Below are 15,335 nucleotides of genomic sequence, written 5' to 3' on the forward strand. Positions count from 1 at the left end.
CCGATGGAAAAGTTTCACCGCGCGTCTTCAATAAAAAGAGAGAAAGTGCCGCTGGCTGATTTCAATACCATATTCGTCCGCTACCTGAACAATAACTGTTCACCGGAAGAAACTGCTTTTCTAATGGAGCAGTTAGCAAGCGGCGAATTAACAGAAGAGCAGCAGCAGCTACTGGAACAACACATCACTAACTGGACTGCTTTGCAGCAAAATGGAGAACCTATTCCCGCCACACTGCAAAACAAGCTGGACAATATAAAAAAACTGGTAGACACGGAAGTGATCCGGCAAACCCAACCTGCCAAACAGGTAAAGTTAAGCTGGCGCACCTATGCCGCAGCCGCTGCCGTAACAGGCCTGGTGGTAGTGGGATATTGGGGGTTCAAAAACCTGTCGCCCATAGTAGAAAAAACAAAAACATTTGCAGCACAGCCGGGCGAAAGAAGAAGTCTTCGTTTACCCGACGGCTCACAAGTGATATTGAACGGTGAAAGCAACCTGGTTTTATCGGAAAACTTCACTACTGGCAACAGGGAAGTGACTTTATCCGGAGAAGCTTATTTCGATGTTTCGCAAAACGCTGCACATCCATTTATCATACACACTATGACAATGGATATAGAGGTACTGGGCACTGCATTTAATGTGCGCTCTTACCCCGATGAAGCTGCAGAAGAAACCTCGCTTATACGCGGCAAGGTGCAGGTAACACTGAAAAAAGAAGGAGAATCAGGCAAAAGCTATATACTGCTGCCCATGCAAAAACTGGTGGTAGCAAAAAGCAGGCAGGGCGATTCGGCTAACAACCACACGGTAAGCAGTCCAACGCCACATGTAGACAGTTTGTTTAAAAACAGATTGCTGAACAACCTGCCCGAAACAGCCTGGACCGAAAATAAACTGGCATTTGACAATGCTACACTGGAAACAGTGGCCGATAAAATGGAAAAATGGTATGGCATTACCGTTGAAATTAAAAACGACGCCATTAAAAACATTCCTTACACCGGTAGTTTTGAAGGCGAAACACTTGAAAAAGTGATGGATGCCATTAAATATTCTATTCCTATGCTCCATTACAAAATGGAGGGTAGTCGAAAACTAATCCTGTACTAACGGGGTATATACATGAGAAAGACAAAAGAAAGAGGCGCCGCCCGGCGCCTCTTCTCTTTAAAAAAGTTACCAGGGAGAATGTAAAGGTTTGCGAGGCTCTTGCATTTCCCGTAACTTACAAAACCAAAACTAAGGTATACAAAATTGTATATCCTGGCATGCCCTTACCTAAAGGGTTAAACTATTTATTTCGCATGATGAGATTGACCACCTTTGTGTTACTCTGTGGTTGCCTGTTTTTTGCCGATAAAGGCATTGCACAAAGCGCCCGGGTAACGTTAAGTGTAAAACAAATAAGCCTCGAACAATTTTTCAATATCATTGAAAGCCAAACCGGCTACCGCTTTTCTTACAGCGCAGCTGTTATTCCCATACACAAAAAGGTAGATATCTGGGCCAAAAACGAATCACTGGAAACGCTACTTACCCGCACGCTAAAACAGCTGGGGCTTAGCCACCGCCTGATGAGCGAAAAGGTAATAGGCATTACCGATACCCGTTTAACAGCGCCCTCTTCTATTCCCCTTCCTCCGCCCTATCCACAACTACCCGATACTATTACCATACATGGTACCGTAGTAGATGAAAACGGCAAACCTATTGCCAACGCAGCTATACAGGTAAGAGGAACCAATAAAGGCATTAGCAGTGCGCCTGACGGCACATTCAGCATTTCACTTACAGCACCGGCCTTTACTTTAGATATTAGCTCTTTAAACTTTGTACCACGTGAATTAACCGTTAGCAGCGGCATTACCCGTTATCGCATTATGATGGAAGCTACTGCCGAATCGCTCAGCGAAATTGTGGTGGTAGCTTATGGCACCACCCGTAAAGGCGCTTATACCGGTTCAGTAGCACAGATTAATTCAGAAAAAATAGCCGAACGCTCCGTAACCAACGTACTGAATTATATAGAAGGATCTGCACCAGGCATACAAAGCACTTCCTCCAACGGGCAGCCCGGCTCATCCCCCACCATACGCATCAGGGGCTTTGGATCGGTTAGCGCTTCCAACGCGCCTTTGTTTGTATTGGACGGGGCTATTTACGATGGCAACATCTCCGATATTAACGCCAACGATATTGACAACTTTTCCATTTTAAAAGACGCGGCCGCAACCGCCTTATATGGTAATAAAGCCGTGAATGGTGTTATTATGATCAGCACCAAAAAAGGAAAAAGAGGGCAAAACCGCGTGCAGCTGCGGGTGAACCAGGGCATTTACACCCGTGGCATGCCCGAATACAACCGGGTGAATGCCTATCAATACTATCCTTTAATGTGGGAAGCGCTGCGTAACAGCCTGGTATACCCGGCCTCCGGCACTAATGCAATTCCCATAGCAGACGCCAACCAGCTGGCTTCCGGCGTGTATCCCCGTTTTACAACAGGTGCCAATGCTGGCAAACAAAACTACAATGGCACCGCCTATTCCGATATCAGCCAGCTGCTGGTGAATAACCCGTTTAACGTAGCCAGCACAGATATAGTAAGAGTGGATGGCACCATTAACCCCAATGCCCGATTATTATACCCAGATGATCTCAACTGGTACAAAGCGCTATCACGCACCGGCCAGCGGCAGGACTATACACTGGCCACCAGCGGCGGCACAGAAAGAAGGGACTATTATATTTCCCTGGGTTACAACAATGAAAAAGGGTTTATTAACCAGTCGGACTTTCGCAGGTTCACCGGCCGTGTAAATGTGAACACTCAGCCCCTGAACTGGTTTAAAACCGGCCTTAACCTGTCGGCTGCCATAGCCAATGGCAATAATGCCAACGACGAATTGAGTACCGGTTTCGTAAACCCCTTCTTCTTTACACGCGACATTGGCCCTATTTACCCCGTGTACCAGCACAATGCCACCACAGGCGCATTTATACTGGACAATAACGGTCAAAAGCAATACGAGCTGGGCCTAAACCGGGCATCAGGTGGCAAAGCAGGCCGCAACGTAGTAGCTGAAACCGCTCTGAATAAGAACATCAAAAAAACAAACACTATCAGCGCCCGCAGCTACGGCACCATCACCCTGTATAAAGGCTTAAACTTTACCTCCAACATAAGTGTAGACCTCGCCAACCTCGACAACCCTACCTACGACAACAAAATTGTAGGTGATGGAGCAGGCGACAATGGCCGGGCCAGCAAAACCAGCAGCGCCACCACCAGCTATACTTTTAACCAGCTGTTCACCTATAACCAATCATTCAACCAGCATCATATAGATGTGCTGGCCGGTCACGAAAACTACGATTTCAATTACCGGTATTCTTATGGGGCACGCTCCGGACAGATATTAGAAAACAATACAGAACTGATCAACTTTACCACTACTACAGACCTCACCTCCTATACCTATAAAGACCGTACAGAAAGCTATTTATCACGTATCAACTACGATTTTAAAAGCAAATACCTTTTTTCAGCTTCCTTTCGCCGTGATGGTTCTTCCCGCTTTTACCAGCATGCCCGTTGGGGTAATTTCTGGTCGGTAGGTGCAGGTTGGCGTTTAGACCAGGAAAAATATATCAGCCAGCTGAAATGGGTGAATATGTTAAAGCTGCGCGGCTCGTATGGTGTGGTAGGCAACAACTTTATCCTCAACTCTACCGGCGACAACAACTACTACGCCTGGCAGGCCCTGTACCAGCTAAACAGGAACAACGCGCTGGAACCCGGTTACCTGCAATCGTCACTGGAAAACAAAGACCTGAAATGGGAAACCAACCGACAGCTGGACCTGGGTGTAGACTTTAGCTTATTCAACAACCGGTTGAGCGGTACCATAGAATACTTTAACAAAAACTCATACGATCTGTTGTACAGTGTTCCCCTGCCGGTTTCAGGAGGTATTGATGCTAAGAACATGAACATTGGCACCGCTTACAACCGCGGCTTAGAAGTGCAGCTTACTGGCACCTGGTTGCAGAAGAAAAACTTTAGCTGGGCCACTACCCTCAACTGGACTATTTTCTCTAATAAAATTACCAGCCAACCCCAACAGGAAATTATTGAAGAAACCAGCAAACGAATGGTGGGGCATTCTATCTATGACTATTGGCTGCGTCAATGGTACGGAGTAGACCCAAATGATGGAGCAGGCCTGTTTGTAGCCGATAAATTTGTGGCTGGTACCACACGCATTAACGCAAAAGGAGATACTGTAACAACCGATTACTCTAATGCCCGCTTTGCTTATTCCGGCACTGCTATACCTGATTTTTATGGCAGCATTAGCAACACGGTAGCCTACAAAAACTTCAAACTAAGCTTTTTAATCACCTACCAGGTAGGCGGCAAAACTTACGATGCCCCTTATGCCTACCTGATGAACACCGGTAATTATGGCGAAGCGTTACATACCGATGTATTACGCCGCTGGCAAAAACCGGGCGATATTACCGATGTGCCGCGTATGGATTACAGCCAGGTAAGCAACTACCAGCAACAAAGCACCCGCTACCTGGTAAGTAGCAGCTACCTTAACTTTCGCTCAGCAACCTTTACCTGGGCAATACCCGCAAAAACAACGGCGTTATTGCATATACAGGATGCCCTGCTTTATATTACAGCCGAAAACCTGGGCTGGTTAACAGCACGCAAAGGCATGAACCCGCAACAAGCGTACTCGGGTTTAGCTTTTAATGCTTACGCACCGGCACGCATTTACACCCTGGGCCTAAACATAACTTTATAGAATGTATCTTTTAAAGTCCATATCGCTTACATCATTGGTTATTACCGGTCTTTTACTCACTGGCTGTAAAAAGTCGTACCTCAACACCACCCCCAACGATAGCGCAACTATAGACGAAGCTTTTGCCAACACTACCACCGCATGGGGTGCTATCAACGGCATTCATCGCTCGCTGTACATTCAATATGCCCAGCAGGATCAGGGTGGACAAGGCTCAGTGGCCATTAACCTGGACTATATGGGCGAAGACCTGGTAAAAACAGGCACAGGCAGTGGCTGGTTCACCAATTCGTACCGCTGGAAAGCACACCGGGCCGTTACCGGAACTACCGATTTATATCCTTATCGCTTTTACTATAAAATCATCCACAATGCCAATATGATCATTGAAAATGTGGACAGGGCCACCGGACCCGCTGCTGACAAAAGGGCTATCAAAGGCGAAGCCTATGTATATCGCGCCTGGGCTCATTTTGTGCTGGTGCAGTTATACGGGAAAAGGTACAACAAAGACGCAGCGCCTAATACCCAGCCCGGCGTTCCCTTACGTTTAAGCAGTAGCACCGATCCATTGGCACGTGCCACTGTGGAACAGGTATACACACAGGTGAATACAGATTTAGACAGCGCTATCACCAACTTAACAGGCTATAACAGAACCTATAAATCGCACTTTAACGTGCAGGTAGCACAGGGAATAAAAGCCCGGGTGGCCTTAACCATGCAAAACTGGGATAGCGCCGCAGTGTATGCCGCCACTGCAAGGCAAGGCTACAGCTTGATGAGCCGCGCCGACTACCTCACGGGTTTTAATAACATTTCCAATATAGAGTGGATGTGGGGCAGCCAGCAAACAGCCGATCAAACCACCTACTTCTATTCTTTCTTTGCTTATATGAGTGCGAATTATGCGTCATCCGACATTCGCACCAACCCCAAAGCCATCAGCTCAATGCTGTATAGAAACATTAGCAAAACGGATGTAAGAAAGCAGTTGTGGGATTCTACCGGGGCCAATACCAGCTTCCCAATCCCCGCCAATGGCGTTCGTAAGCAGTATATGAACCGGAAGTTTTTAACTGCTACCAGCAGCAGCATTGGCGATGTGCCCAATATGCGGGCAGCCGAAATGTATTTAATTGAAGCAGAAGCCAAAGCCCGCGCCGGGGATAATGGTGGCGCGCAGGATGCACTGTACCAACTAGCTTTTCAGCGCGACTCTATGTATACAAAATCTACACGCACAGGTCAGGCGCTGATTACCGAAATAATGCGACAACGCCGCACAGAATTATGGGGAGAAGGATTCCGTTTCCTCGATTTAAAACGCTTAAACTTACCATTGGATAGAACAGGGGCTAATCACGATGCTACGTTGGCCGAGGTGTTTACTGTGCCTGTAGAAAGCATCCTGTGGCAATGGTTAATACCACAGGATGAAATAAATTATAGTAGCGGGCTGGTTACACAAAACGATTTGTAACCGCCTAATCAGTAATAATAATTCCAAACTGCTGCTCCAGTGTTAACGAATGTTGCAGCAACACATCCAGTATCTTATTCCCATATTGACTGTACAGGGTAGAGAAGTTTTCTACACGCTCCTGCAGGTTATTATTGGGTAATAAAGCTTGCCTTATTTGCTGTAAACGAAACTCTTCCTGGCCAAACTTACGTTTTTCGGCCTTCAGCATTTTCTTTTCCAGCTGGTCCAGCTTTTTCACCGCCTGCGTGCGCAATGCCTGCACATGCTGCGATAAGCTGGTTTCTGTTTTAGAGGCTGCTTTTTCAATAGTGGCATACAAATCTCTTACAGCCGCTATTTCGCTTTGCAAGCTGGTGGGGTTTTCGCTTTTAATTTTGGTAACCTTGGTCATCTGGTCGTGTAACGATAAAAACAGGTCCACCAGTTCCAGCCCCATCTCCTGCAATTGATCTGCACGTTTCTTTTCCACCCACACAAAGGAGTTTCGCACTAACAGCACCGGGTAAGGCACCTGGGCGACAGCAAACACCTGTTTCAGTTCCAGCCAGTAAGCCAGCTCGCCACCACCACCAATAAAGGCAATGTTAGGCAACAGGGTTTCCTGTAACACACCGCGTAAAATAACGTTAGGACTAAAGCGCTCTGGATTCGTTTGCAGCTCTTCCAGCATTTGCGCCAAAGGAAAAGCTGGTTCTTCTATACGTTCCCTATTGTTCTCCGTAAGATAAAACAGGTTTATTTCGCGGCCGCCAGCCTGCACCTTGTAGTGCTTGCTCAGCTGCTCCAGCGTTTCTGCCACTGCAGTATGAGAAAAATGTTCTTTCAGTTCTTTTTCAATCACCGGAGCAAAAGCACGCTTATACTCCGCATGATCGGGCACTAACACCACCAGACCATATTTGCCAAATAAAGCATTTACCAAACCCAGGGTAGCTTGTTGTATAGAAGTACCTTCTGTATAAAAAGCCTGAAACAGCCCGGTTACTTCTTCGCCAAAAGGAAGAACGCCCAACTGCCCCTTCATTTCAGTAATCAGCTGTATAAAAGCTTTATCTACTTTCATACGACCTACAGCACCTGTTTGTTTGGTTTCCCATTTATACTTCTTGCCCTGTAAGGTAGTAGTGCCTACTTCGTCCAGATCGGCATCTTCACTACCCATGTAATACACAGGCACAAACTTGTATTCTGGCAACTGCTGCGCTAAAGAAGCGGCCAGTTTAATGGCATGCAGTATTTTGTATATAAAGTAAAAAGGACCGGTAAAAATATTAGGCTGGTGTGCGGTGGTAACGGTAAAGGTTTTATCATCACCTAACGCTTCTATATGCTGCTGAACCAGGGCCGTTGTTTCCAACCCCTGATACTGCTCTTTCAACACCTTTACCAATAACGGTCTGTTGGTAGCAAATGCCTGCCTGTTACGGATAGCTTGCTTAATACCTTCCAACGAAGTTTCATGCTCGTAAAAAGGCTTCATCTTCTCATCACGCGATAAGTAGTCAGAAACAATTTTACTAAAGTAACCGGTTTCGTTGTACGTGATATACTTACAATCCGTTTTCATCAATTGCTGTAAAGTTGCTTCACTCATCTTAAACAATTCTTAACTGTCAGTTACTATAAATGCCTGTTCTATCAGCCCCGATTAACTACCAACTATCCACTCCCAACTACTGGCTTACCACCTCACCTTCCAGGTCGTAGTCGTATGCCTTAGTAATTTTTACATTTACAAACTCGCCTACCGGCAGTTTTTTATCAGATTGTATCACCACTTCATTATCCACCTCAACACTATCAAATTCAGTACGTCCTAAATAACGGCCCGCTTCCTTCTTATCTATAATTACTTTGTAAGTATTACCAATTTTCTCCTGGTTTTTCTCGTAGCTGATTTCCTGCTGCACTTCCATAATTTCCTGTGCACGTCTTTGCTTTTCATCAGCCGGAATGTTATCCTCCAAATCGTAAGCGCTGGTGTTTTCTTCATGGCTGTAAGTGAAACAACCTACACGGTCAAAGCGTTGTTTTACCAGGAAGTCTTTCAGCTCCTCTACATCATCACGGGTTTCGCCCGGGAAGCCGGTGATTAAAGTAGTACGTAAACAAATACCCGGATTTTTATCGCGTATAGCCGCAATAATATCTTCCATTTCGGCGCGGGTGCTTTGCCTGCGCATAGCTTTTAACATGTTATCACTGGCATGCTGTAAAGGCATATCCAGGTAGTTACAAATGTTATCACGCTCGCGCATTACATCCAGCACTTCCATCGGAAATTTATTCGGATAAGCATAGTGCAAACGAATCCATTCCAGCCCTTTTACATCGGCCAGTTTATTCAGTAACACATCCAGCTGCCTTTTCTTATACAGATCTAAACCATAATAAGTAAGCTCCTGTGCAATCAACATCACTTCTTTCACACCTTTTTGCACAAGCCCTTCCGCTTCTGCTACCAGTGATTCAATAGAACGGCTCACGTGCTGCCCACGCATTAACGGAATAGCACAGAACGAACAGGTACGGTTACAGCCTTCACTTATTTTCATATAAGCGTAGTGCTTGGGAGTAGCTAAAAAGCGCTCACCTACCAGTTCTGTTTTATAATCAGCATCAAACTGTTTTAATATCAAAGGCAGTTCAAACGTACCAAACCAGGCATCCACCTCCGGAATTTCAGTTTCCAGGTCGCCACGGTATCTTTCACTTAAACAACCGGTTACATATACCTTGTCCAGCTTGCCTTTCTTTTTTAAAGCTACCTGGTCCAGAATAGTGTTAATACTTTCCTCTTTGGCTTTATCAATAAAACCACAGGTATTTACCACAACGATGTTATGATCGAGCTTGGAATTTTCGTGTACTACGTCAATTTCATTGGCCTTTAGTTGCCCGCTCAACACTTCACTATCCACCAGGTTTTTACTGCAACCAAGGGTAATAATGTTTACTTTATCTTTCTGTAATGTTCTCGCCTTCATAATAAAGAATGCAAAGGTAGCGTTTCAGGTTTAAAGTAGGGGTTAAAGCTAAATTTGGTACACTTCCTGCTATTACGCCACAAATAACAACATGAAAAAACAAATACTGCTTCTGCTGGTGGTTATCCTGCTGGGCCTGCAGGCACGTGCGCAGGATGCCCACTACGACCAGGCCCTGGGTCTTAAATTTCCCGGCGGCTTATCTGTTACCTGGAAAAAGTTTCTGAACCCCACGCAAAACATCGAAGCCCAGGCTACCTTCTGGCAAAAAGGCTTCCGGGTAGGCGGCCTGTACGAATTTACCTTTTACACATTTGACGAAGTTCCGGGGCTTGCAGCCTTTGCCGGCCCAGGTGCGCATATAGGTTTCTGGAAGAATAAATACAAGCCTGAATCGAATAGTTCGGCTGAATTTGGCATTGACGGCATTCTCGGATTAGACTATAAAATCCCAGATTTACCCATTAACATATCATTAGACTGGCAACCATCTATCATTTTAGCCGGTTCGGAAGGCTTTACCCCCAACTTTGGCGGCATTGCTATCAGGTATACGTTTTAAGCAGACAGGCATTTATCTATACAAAAATCAAAGAACCACACATGAAAAAATCAATGCTGGCACTCGTTATCGCACTTGCAATGCTATCCGGTGTTAAAGCCCAAAACCTGGGTAGTGATTATCAAACTGCTATTGGTGTAAAAGTTTACCCGGGCGCTCTTTCGTTTAAAACCTTCACCAACGACAACACAGCCATAGAAGGCCTGGCCTATTTCTGGAGCAATGGCTTTAGAGCCACCGGCTTATATGAAATTCATGGTGATATTGAAGGCGCAGAAGGATTAAAATGGTATGTAGGCCCCGGCGCGCACCTGGGCTTTTACAATAATAACTGGAAAGACAAATACCCCGATCGTAGCAGCGGCATTGCACTGGGTATTGATGGCGTTTTAGGCCTGGATTATAAAATTTCCGGAGCCCCCATTAACATCAGTCTCGACTGGCAACCATCTTTAAACCTGATCGGCTACAGTTACTTTGAAGGAGGCTGGGGAGGTTTGGGCATACGGTATACTCTTTAATAGATACCCCCCCAAAAAAAAGAATCAGGAGGAAAGCACAGTATTACTGGCTCACCTCCTGATTAAATATAGTGATACAATAAAACCCAGTTAACCTGTATTAATAAAACAGATAATACAAAGTATTATCTGTTTCAGCGACTTTGGGTTTCAGTTGTAAAAATTTCTCCAATTGCACTTTCAGCAACACCTCTGATAATTTCGCTTTTAATATTTTAAAATAGCTGGCCCGTTTTTCTTCATAGGCTGCTTTATTAGACTCCTGTAAGGGAAGAATCTTATTTTTTTCATCAATAAAAGTGCTGATAATTTCTGTAACCTTCGTTTTCTGATCTGCTGTAATAGTGATTTCGGAACACAGACGCGTAACGATTGCGCTGGCAGAAGCTACTGTTTTGCCTTTATAAAGGGTAAATGCTTTATACTCAGCATGGCTATTAATGGTCAGCGTGCAAAATGCCATCACCAGTAGTAGTTTCATAGTCATATATCACGGGCTTTTGGGTGAAAAAACGGATACGATAATAATAAACGGTGTTTTCCCAAAAAAGTTTATTAGCTGTACTTACAATTTAAATAGGCTATCTACAAATTCATGTCTGTCAAATATCAACAGATCATCAATCTTCTCTCCCACACCTATGTATTTTACAGGAATTTTCAGCTGGCTGGCAATGGCTAACACCACACCACCCTTAGCGGTTCCATCCAGTTTGGTAATGGCCAAAGCGCTTACATCGGTAGTAGCAGTAAACTGCTGCGCCTGCACCAGGGCATTTTGTCCGGTAGAACCATCCAGCACCAACAACACTTCGTGCGGCGCATCGGGAACCACCTTCTTAATCACCCTTTTAATTTTACCCAGCTCTTCCATCAAATGTGCTTTGTTATGCAAGCGGCCCGCGGTATCTATAATTACCACATCGGCCCCTTTAGCCATAGCACTTTGCATGGTGTCAAAAGCCACAGCACCAGGATCACTACCCATAGCCTGTTTTACAATGGGCACCCCTACACGTTCGCTCCAGATAGTCAGCTGATCAACAGCGGCTGCACGGAAAGTATCGGCTGCACCCAGAATAACCTGCTTGCCTGCCTTCTTATAATTATGCGCCAACTTGCCAATAGTAGTGGTTTTGCCCACACCGTTCACACCTACAACCAGTATTACGTAAGGTTTTTTATCGGCCGGTATCTCAAAGTTGCGATAGCCTTGCTCAGGTGCTTCTACCAGCACCGCTTCAATTTCTTCCTGCAACAACTTATTCAGTTCGCCGGCCCCTACATATTTATCACGTGCTACACGCGCTTCAATTCTTTTGATTATCTGTATGGTAGTTTCAATACCCACATCGGCGCTTACCAATGCTTCTTCCAGATTATCCAGCACCTCCTCATCAACAGAGCTTTTGCCTGCAATGGCTTTGGTGATCTTTGAAAAAAAGGTCTCTTTGGTTTTCTGCAATCCCTGGTCTAAACTCTCTTTCTCCTTCTTACCAAACAATTTTCCTAAAAAACTCATACCTGTACTATTTGTAGGATAATAAACCAAAAATAAATACAAAAAGCCTTCATGCACTTACATGAAAGCTCTTGAATATTATCAGGCTAAAGCTAAATTATTTCTCAGCTAAGAAATCTTTAACTTTGTCTTTGTGCACAATAGCTTCTTTAAAAGTATAGGCACCAGACTTAGGACTGCGAACAGCCTTAATCACTTTAGTCCAGTTTTTAGCTTCAGCTGAAGCCTTAGCATCTTTAATCTTCGCGTTCTTGGAAGCTGCTTTTGCCATTGTCTTACTATTTTAAAACGTTGCCGTATTATTTAATTTCTTTGTGTACAGTCACCTTCTTCAGGATTGGATTGTACTTTTTCAGCTCCAGACGTTCTGGAGTGTTCTTTTTGTTCTTGGTGCTGATGTAACGGCTAGTACCAGGCTGACCGCTGGTCTTGTGCTCGGTACATTCCAATATCACCTGAACTCTGCTACCTTTCTTTGCCATTGTATAAGCAATTTATTATTATAAACTTTAAATATGTTGAAAGCTATTGGTAATGAAAAGATTAGATCTTCTCGCCCTTCGCTCTCAATTCTTTGATCACAGTGGACAGACCGTTCTTATTAATAGTTCTTAATGCTTCTGTGGATACTTTTAAAGTTACCCAACGGTCTTCTTCAGCAAAATAAAAACGTTTCGTCTGTAAATTTGGTAAAAAACGACGTTTAGTCTTAATGTTTGAGTGAGAAACATAATGACCACCAATTGGTTTTTTACCTGTTACCTGACATACTCTAGCCATGACAGTAATTTTTTCGGACGGCAAAGGTCGTCAAATCCACCGAACTACCAAAAGAAAAACACTTTATTTTTTAAAATAATTCTGGAAAAGAAAACATTTGCAACCCCGTATTGTTAAAAAGGATTGTTCGGCGCGAAGGTACGTTTTTACACTTGCTCTTCCCAATGTTTTTAGGAAGCTTCTTCACATTTCTACCCAATTTATCACCACTTTTGACTAAATTAGCTCTAATTATCACTCCATTACGCCTGTATAGCAGGTAACGTACTATTCTATTACAGAATATTTATCAGAACCTACTTAGTCATAGCGAGTTTATAGCGACCTTACAGCGTGTTTATAGCGACCTTATAGCGATACGTGTATAGGCATCAGTCGTAGTTCAGCTATACTAAATACATAGTGCAGCTATAATTCATCCCCACTACTAGAGCGATACCCACAGTAGTTTCTCATATAAATTCAATAGCTTTGAGGATATATGAGGCACTTCCTATCTTATAATCTGGACTTACTGAATCATCCCGTTTGGGGATAATTACCTCCATATAACTTTTGGTGCAACTGCAACTCATATAGGGAAACTATACGTTCCCTCACATTTATTTACATTATAATTCACTTGTTATGGCTACTCAAACAATGGCCGGGCAATCAGCTTATTACCTGGGCCTGGAAGAACAATATGGCGCGCACAATTACCACCCCCTTCCCGTAGTATTAGAAAAAGGCGAAGGAGTTTTTGTGTGGGATGTAGAGGGCAAACGCTATTTCGATTTTTTAAGTGGTTACTCCGCTGTAAACCAGGGGCATTGCCATCCACGTGTAATACAGGCCCTGATACAACAGGCGCAACGCCTTACACTTACCTCACGCGCTTTTCACAGTAATTTGCTGGGCGAATACTCGCAATTTATCACACAGTACTTTGGATACCAGAAAGTGCTTCCCATGAACACCGGCGTAGAAGGTGGCGAAACAGCCATTAAACTGGCACGCCGCTGGGCCTACGATAAAAAAGGCGTGGAAGAGAACAAGGCTAAGATCATCTTTGCCGAAGGCAACTTCTGGGGCCGCACTCTGGCCGCTATATCATCCAGCACCGACCCTTCCAGCTATAAAGGCTTTGGCCCTTATATGCCCGGCTTTGAACTCGTTCCCTACAACAATATTCCCGAACTGGAAAAAGCCTTGCAGGATAAAAACGTAGCTGCCTTTATGGTAGAACCCATACAAGGCGAAGCAGGCGTGGTAGTGCCTGATGCCGGTTACCTTACCCGTGTACGCGAACTTTGTACCCAATACAACGTGTTATTTATAGCCGATGAAATTCAAACAGGGCTGGCACGTACCGGCAAAATGCTCGCCTGCGATCACGAAAACGTTCGCCCCGACATTCTTATATTAGGTAAAGCCCTCAGCGGCGGCACCCTACCCGTATCGGCTGTGTTAGCAGATGACGAGGTAATGCTGAACATACGCCCCGGCGAACACGGTTCTACCTATGGCGGCAATCCGCTGGCCTGTGCAGTAGCAATGGAAGCCTTAAAAGTGCTGAAAGAAGAAAACATGGCGGAAAATGCAGCTGCTATGGGCGAATTATTCAGAACCCGTTTGGCTGCACTGCAATCACCACATATCACCACCATTCGCGGTAAAGGCCTGCTGAACGCAGCAGTGATTACCCACAAAGACCCGGAAGCAGCCTGGACATTGTGCCTGGAGTTAAAAGATAGAGGTTTACTGGCCAAACCTACCCATGGCGATAAAATTCGCTTTGCCCCTCCCCTTACCATTACAGAAGAGCAGGTTTTGGAAAGCATTGATATTATTGGAAGCGCTTTGCAACAGTTATAAAATAAAAACGGGAGAGGTTATTCACCAACTTCTCCTGTTTTTATATCTCATTTCTTTTAGAAGACTCTTCAAGATGGTATAAAGCAACTTCTTGACGAAACATACCATTTCTCTTCGCAAAACTTACAACCATCTGGCCAGCTAATGCTACCGCCCTGGGCAAATCAAAAGCTCTTAGAAAACAATAGTGTTGTTAAAAAGCCCCCTTCATAATAATTCGTCATATATAATATGCTCTAGGTACTTATTTTACTATGTTGGCAAACTTTTTGGTTAATGGGCTTTAACAAAAAGTCACCTTTTATGAAGAAAATCGTTTTTATCTTGTTGTTAACCTGCAGCGCCCTTGCTATAAGCAACCAAACCCAGGCTCAAAGCACCGGAAGCACTTACAAAACAGCTTTAGGCTTTAAAGGTTATTTTGGTGATGGCTCTATTGGAGGTATAAACGTAAAGCATTTTATCAGACAAGACCGCGCAATTGAAGGCGGTATCTATTTCAAAAGTCATTTTGTCATGCTGGAAGGTATGTACGAATGGCACGGCAACATTAACGATGCACCAGGCTTAAAATGGTATGTTGGCCCAGGTGCTAACTTAGGTTTCTATTCTGGTCCTGGTGATAACGATGCTATGCTTGCTTTAAAAGGCACCATCGGTCTTAACTATAAGATCACTGGCGCTCCTATTGATGTAGCATTAGACCTTAACCCAACTTTCCGCCTTACACAAGGCTCTGATTTTAACTTATATGCCGGTTTAGCATTCCGTTTTGCATTCTAAGGAAAGTCAAT

At 44.5% G+C, this 15,335-nt stretch carries 14 protein-coding genes; 7 read left to right on the plus strand and 7 right to left on the minus strand.

The features are described 5' to 3' along the window. The first annotated feature begins 3 nt into the window (after positions 1-3). The 3 genes from FLA_RS20545 to FLA_RS20555 all read left to right on the plus strand — a co-directional run bounded on the left by FLA_RS20545 (position 4) and on the right by FLA_RS20555 (position 6,309). Entirely contained in the window at positions 4-1,116 is a 1,113-nt protein-coding gene (locus FLA_RS20545) for a FecR family protein (protein ID WP_076382111.1), read from the plus strand. 194 nt (positions 1,117-1,310) lie between these two features. After that, complete coding sequence (locus tag FLA_RS20550) at positions 1,311-4,826, plus strand: SusC/RagA family TonB-linked outer membrane protein (protein WP_159445184.1); 3,516 nt, start codon at positions 1,311-1,313, stop codon at positions 4,824-4,826. 1 nt (position 4,827) lies between these two features. Further along, positions 4,828-6,309: a RagB/SusD family nutrient uptake outer membrane protein gene (locus FLA_RS20555; RefSeq protein WP_076382112.1), complete on the plus strand. Its 1,482-nt coding sequence runs from the start codon at positions 4,828-4,830 to the stop codon at positions 6,307-6,309. Positions 6,310-6,313: 4 nt separating this feature from the next. On the opposite strand, the gene bshC is transcribed toward FLA_RS20555, so the two are convergent. Next, positions 6,314-7,906, minus strand: a complete 1,593-nt coding sequence (gene bshC, locus FLA_RS20560; RefSeq protein ID WP_231940298.1) for a bacillithiol biosynthesis cysteine-adding enzyme BshC — start codon at positions 7,904-7,906, stop codon at positions 6,314-6,316. Between the two features lie 79 nt (positions 7,907-7,985). Then, positions 7,986-9,299, minus strand: coding sequence for a 30S ribosomal protein S12 methylthiotransferase RimO (gene rimO / locus FLA_RS20565; RefSeq protein ID WP_076382114.1), 1,314 nt, complete (start codon positions 9,297-9,299; stop codon positions 7,986-7,988). Positions 9,300-9,390: 91 nt separating this feature from the next. On the opposite strand from rimO, the gene FLA_RS20570 reads away from it, so the two are divergent. Together FLA_RS20570 and FLA_RS20575 are read left to right on the plus strand one after the other, a co-directional pair. After that, complete coding sequence (locus tag FLA_RS20570; RefSeq protein WP_076382115.1) at positions 9,391-9,861, plus strand: hypothetical protein; 471 nt, start codon at positions 9,391-9,393, stop codon at positions 9,859-9,861. A gap of 41 nt (positions 9,862-9,902) precedes the next feature. After that, positions 9,903-10,382: a hypothetical protein gene (locus FLA_RS20575; protein WP_076382116.1), complete on the plus strand. Its 480-nt coding sequence runs from the start codon at positions 9,903-9,905 to the stop codon at positions 10,380-10,382. Between the two features lie 100 nt (positions 10,383-10,482). Here FLA_RS20575 and FLA_RS20580 read toward each other — a convergent pair whose 3' ends face one another. The 5 genes from FLA_RS20580 to rpmB all read right to left on the minus strand — a co-directional run bounded on the left by FLA_RS20580 (position 10,483) and on the right by rpmB (position 12,684). Further along, positions 10,483-10,869, minus strand: a complete 387-nt coding sequence (locus FLA_RS20580; RefSeq protein ID WP_096511213.1) for a hypothetical protein — start codon at positions 10,867-10,869, stop codon at positions 10,483-10,485. Positions 10,870-10,947: 78 nt separating this feature from the next. Continuing rightward, the gene (gene ftsY / locus FLA_RS20585) at positions 10,948-11,904 is read right to left on the minus strand and encodes a signal recognition particle-docking protein FtsY (RefSeq protein ID WP_076382118.1); all 957 of its coding nucleotides are present in this window, start codon (positions 11,902-11,904) and stop codon (positions 10,948-10,950) included. 97 nt (positions 11,905-12,001) lie between these two features. Continuing rightward, positions 12,002-12,175 (minus strand): DUF4295 family protein, encoded by a 174-nt coding sequence (locus FLA_RS20590; protein ID WP_076382119.1) that lies wholly within the window; start codon positions 12,173-12,175, stop codon positions 12,002-12,004. A gap of 28 nt (positions 12,176-12,203) precedes the next feature. Beyond that, positions 12,204-12,386: a 50S ribosomal protein L33 gene (gene rpmG / locus FLA_RS20595; protein ID WP_076382120.1), complete on the minus strand. Its 183-nt coding sequence runs from the start codon at positions 12,384-12,386 to the stop codon at positions 12,204-12,206. A gap of 61 nt (positions 12,387-12,447) precedes the next feature. Then, the gene (rpmB, locus tag FLA_RS20600; RefSeq protein ID WP_076382121.1) at positions 12,448-12,684 is read right to left on the minus strand and encodes a 50S ribosomal protein L28; all 237 of its coding nucleotides are present in this window, start codon (positions 12,682-12,684) and stop codon (positions 12,448-12,450) included. Between the two features lie 627 nt (positions 12,685-13,311). Here rpmB and rocD point away from each other — a divergent pair. After that, the gene (rocD, locus tag FLA_RS20605) at positions 13,312-14,541 is read left to right on the plus strand and encodes an ornithine--oxo-acid transaminase (protein ID WP_084206497.1); all 1,230 of its coding nucleotides are present in this window, start codon (positions 13,312-13,314) and stop codon (positions 14,539-14,541) included. A 303-nt stretch (positions 14,542-14,844) separates the two neighbouring features. Then, positions 14,845-15,324: a hypothetical protein gene (locus FLA_RS20610; RefSeq protein WP_076382286.1), complete on the plus strand. Its 480-nt coding sequence runs from the start codon at positions 14,845-14,847 to the stop codon at positions 15,322-15,324. The last annotated feature ends 11 nt before the right edge of the window (positions 15,325-15,335 follow it).

It is taken from the genome of Filimonas lacunae (assembly GCF_002355595.1).
Classification (GTDB): Bacteria; Bacteroidota; Bacteroidia; order Chitinophagales; family Chitinophagaceae; genus Filimonas; species Filimonas lacunae.